Source organism: Mycobacterium sp. (assembly GCF_032162605.1).
GTDB lineage: Bacteria > Actinomycetota > Actinomycetes > Mycobacteriales > Mycobacteriaceae > Mycobacterium.
In genome coordinates, this window is sequence record NZ_JAVROT010000019.1 from 1 (window position 1) to 3,677 (window position 3,677).

3 protein-coding genes and 1 pseudogene are annotated in these 3,677 nt (G+C 63.1%); 2 read left to right on the forward strand and 2 right to left on the reverse strand.

The genetic code is table 11. The features are described 5' to 3' along the window. The coding region (locus QOI01_RS00755; protein ID WP_526377662.1) for a pyridoxal phosphate-dependent aminotransferase at positions 1–1,004 on the forward strand (1,004 nt) is incomplete at its 5' end. A 49-nt stretch (positions 1,005–1,053) separates the two neighbouring features. Here QOI01_RS00755 and QOI01_RS00760 read toward each other — a convergent pair. After that, positions 1,054–2,001, reverse strand: a complete 948-nt coding sequence (locus tag QOI01_RS00760; RefSeq protein WP_526377664.1) for an acetamidase/formamidase family protein — start codon at positions 1,999–2,001, stop codon at positions 1,054–1,056. A 238-nt stretch (positions 2,002–2,239) separates the two neighbouring features. Between QOI01_RS00760 and QOI01_RS00765 the strand changes: the two genes are divergently transcribed. Beyond that, on the forward strand, positions 2,240–2,938 hold the full coding sequence (locus QOI01_RS00765; RefSeq protein ID WP_526377666.1) for a GntR family transcriptional regulator: 699 nt from the start codon (positions 2,240–2,242) through the stop codon (positions 2,936–2,938). A gap of 351 nt (positions 2,939–3,289) precedes the next feature. Here QOI01_RS00765 and QOI01_RS00770 read toward each other — a convergent pair. Continuing rightward, positions 3,290–3,550: pseudogene (locus QOI01_RS00770) on the reverse strand (indolepyruvate decarboxylase); the annotation flags it as partial. Between the last annotated feature and the right edge of the window lie 127 nt (positions 3,551–3,677).

The following is a 3,677-nucleotide window of genomic DNA, read 5'->3' on the forward strand; positions in this document are numbered from 1 at the left end:
ATGCGTTAGACCAGGCGGTTCGCGACGGGTACACGCGCTACGGCGACATGAACGGTGACCCGGAGTTGCGCGAGGCGATTGCGGAGACCGCCACCCGCATATCGCGCACGCCATATTCGGGCGAGGCTGTCCTCGTCACCCATGGCGGCGCGGCAGCGATTACCGCAGCAATTTTGGCAACCGTTGATCCTGGGGACCGCGTCGTGATCCCGGAGCCCACATATTCCCTCTATCCAGACGCAGTGGAACTCGCGGGCGCTCAACCCGTGTTCGTTCCCAGCCGGCCCGATCATCATTTGGATTTCGATCGCCTGGAAGCCGCGTTAGGTCAAGCCCGGATGCTCGTCCTGTGCAATCCCGTCAACCCCACAGGCGCTGTCTTCGGTGCCACCGAACTCGAACGCCTAGGAGAATGCCTAGTCGGCACAGACACCCTCCTACTTGCCGATGAGGCCTACGCCGACATCGTCTACGACGCACGTCCCTTCACCTCGACGCTGGCCGTGCAGTCCTTGCGTGAACGGCTGATCTACGTTCAGACGCTGTCCAAGACGTATGCAATGACCGGTTGGCGCATTGGCTATGTAGTCTCAGCCGAACCGATCGCGGCGTCGATCCGGCGCGTGCACCGCACCATGAACAGCTCGGTGAACGCGGCAGTACAGCGGGCAGCTTTGGCGGCGATCCGGCTCGGACCGGACCTTGCCGCTCCGATGCTGGCCGCCTACCAAGACCGACGCGACTACCTGACGGCTCGCATCTCGAAGATGGAGCGGCTCGACGCCAACCGGCCCGATGGCGCGTTTTACTACTTCGCGCGTTATGCGAGTGCCCTACCCGCCAGCGTGGTCTCAGAGCGTCTGCTCGCTGGCGGCGTAGCCGTACGGTCGGGAGCAGAATTCGGCCCATCGGGTCAGGGCCACTTCCGCCTTTCCTTCGCGGCGAGCATGGAGAACCTCGAGGAAGGGCTCGACCGCATCGAAGCCGTGCTCGACACCCTCTGAGCACCGCCGCGTCGGGGAGTGCCATGCCGACGTCTGACGTCGGCTGGCGCTAGGTCGTCAGGCGCTGCCCAGCAGTTCTTCGCAGCGCGTCATCGTCGAGAACGGCGTGCACGCCCCACACGCCGTTCGCCACCTGCGTGATCCGAAGATCAACCACTGTGCTCGCCAACGCGAGCGCCTCACTGCGCGTGACTGCGAACAGTCCTTCCATCCAGGTAAGCATCGCGTCCAGCGCCGCGGCAGATGCGCTATTGAGGTCGCGGTCGAAACCGAAGGTGATTCGGCTGCTCGGCGTCTTCGCGTAGGGCGTCGTCAAGACTGGCGCGGCTACGACGGTCAACTCAAGTTCGGCGGTGGTGGGGCACTCGATGGCGCTGCCGGAGACCTCACCATCGCCTTGGCGTGCGTGGCCATCGCCTACGGACAGCAGCGCCCCCTCGACGGAGACCGGAAGGTAGAGAACGCTGCCCCGAACAAGGTCCTTGCAGTCAAGGTTGCCGCCGCAATACCGCGGTGGAGTAGTGGAGAACTCACCGTCTTCTGCGGGCGCTAGACCGATTATGCCGAGAAACGGACGCATATCGACGCTGAAACCGAGATTGTTGGTGGCTACCTGCATCTGCGAATCCAACCGCCACTGCAATGCGACCATCGGCGCGGTCGAGGTGTCCAGATACTCCATCAACCTCTCGTTCCGGTCACCACCGATGGTCCAACCCCAGTCGCCCGTCGTTAGGTTTACGAGATTGATGGCGAGCGCGGTGCCGGGCACAGCGGATCGGACGAAGATGGGTCCGCACAAGGCGTGGCCACGGGCGTCGGGAAGGAAGGTCTCACCGAATTTGCCGGGGACCGCGGGCTCCTCCAGATAGCCACGGGCATCGAGTGATGCAACCGTGACGGTGTCGCCGGAATCGACGTACAGCACTGGGGGGCGAGCACGGCTGAAGTAGTCGTGCACCGTGCCCGGGCGGGGCTCCAGAAAGTGATGGGCCACTTCGTACCTCCTGTGCCGGGTCTCGCACCGAAGCGAACGCGAGGGAACTCTTGGGGGCGGCATCGCTGGGGCACATACCGACCATGACGTTGTTGGTCTCCTGCTCGATGCTCACGGCCAGCAAACTCCAGCAGGCATTCATGGTCTCGAACGGGATAGACAAGACCCACGTTAGATTGCTAACTTTCTGGATGTCAACAATTTGTAAACAGCTGCGAAGTGGCAAGCAGGGGGTGACATGCAACCGGCCCGGCGAAGGGGTTTGACCGACGAAGTGGCGGAGAACATCCGGCAGGCGATCTTCGACGATTCGCTCCGGCTAGGTGAACGCCTGAACGAGGTCGACATCGCGGACCGCCTACAGGTGAGCCGCGGTCCCGTCCGGGAGGCCCTGGTGCAGCTCAAGCAAGAGGGCATCGTCACGATGGATTGGCATCGCGGCGCCTTCGTCGTGAAACTGTCGGCGACGGACTTCCGAGAGCTTGGAAGCCTGCGGACCGTGTTGGAAGTGTTCGCGATCAGGGAGGCCGCTGTTACCGCGACCCAAGCCGATTTGGACACCCTCGCCGCTGCGGTTAAGGCCATGTCCAAAGCCTTGGTCGATGAGAACGATTTTGTCCTGATCCGACTCGACATCCAGTTTCACGACGCGCTCTACCGAAGTGCGCACCATGAGCGCTTGTGGAACTCATGGAGCTCGATCCGATCACAGGTGCTGCTTTCGTTGCTGACAAAGAGGCACGCATCCAACGAGTACTACCGGGACGCTGTCATCGCCGAGCACGACGAGCTGCTGCAGGTCATCGCAGGTCGAAACGTCGAAGCCTGCGAAAAGGCAATCCGGAGCCACCTGTCGGCAACCTACGACAGGTTGATCAGCAGTTTCGATGGCGCTGATGCACCTGTGGCGCCGCCCCACGGGGTCCCCGACCGCTGACCTACATTTTTACCTCGCCGTTCGCGCCGACCAGCGCCCAGTCGGCATTCAGTAGTCCGAACCGTTTCCATCAGCCACGCCAGCCCCGGCCGCCGCGTCCTGAGCCAGCTAGCCCGGCCCCAGCGGTGATCCGTCAGAACCAGTGACCCGCAATACGCCGCCCCATCCCCGAACCGCGCGGCCCGGAAATTGCAGTGAGCAGGATGTCATCGAGGCTTTGTCTCAAATTCGTGTCATTTTTTCGGATGCCCGAGCCAGCCCCCTCCGACCAATGCCATGGGGGTCATGGAGCGGGGATGCACCGGGGCGCCGTTATGTCACGTGACGACCGGCCGGTCCTGATCCAGCGCCCTAACGGGATGACCGTATCCGCGACGGCGTGCCTGCGTTGGCCGCCGACGCCGATTGCGCCAACTCGGTCAACAGCGGCGGGATATCCATCTGGGGCCCTACCGCCTCGATGAGCACGAGTCGGTCCTCTGCCGCGGCAGCGGCCTCGAGCGCATCGTGGAGTTCTCCGTAGGTTGCGACCCGGAAGATCAGTGCATCGGATACGCCGGGCAATTCGGTCCATCGCCAGCCGACGATGTCGTTGTAGTAGGCCGATTCACCCGCGCCAACGCCGGTTCTTGATCAGATCTACGAGTGGTACGCCCGTTCACGTCGTCAGGCCGAGAGCCAGCGCGAAGTCCTGTACCGTCAGATCGGGCATGTCCCCGGAGGGGTGGTGGGAAGTGTT

Bases quoted from the DNA above. Each gene is read 5' to 3' on its own strand.
- QOI01_RS00765 (WP_526377666.1), top strand. From the start codon at position 2,240: ATGCAACCGGCCCGGCGAAGGGGTTTGACCGACGAAGTGGCGGAGAAC.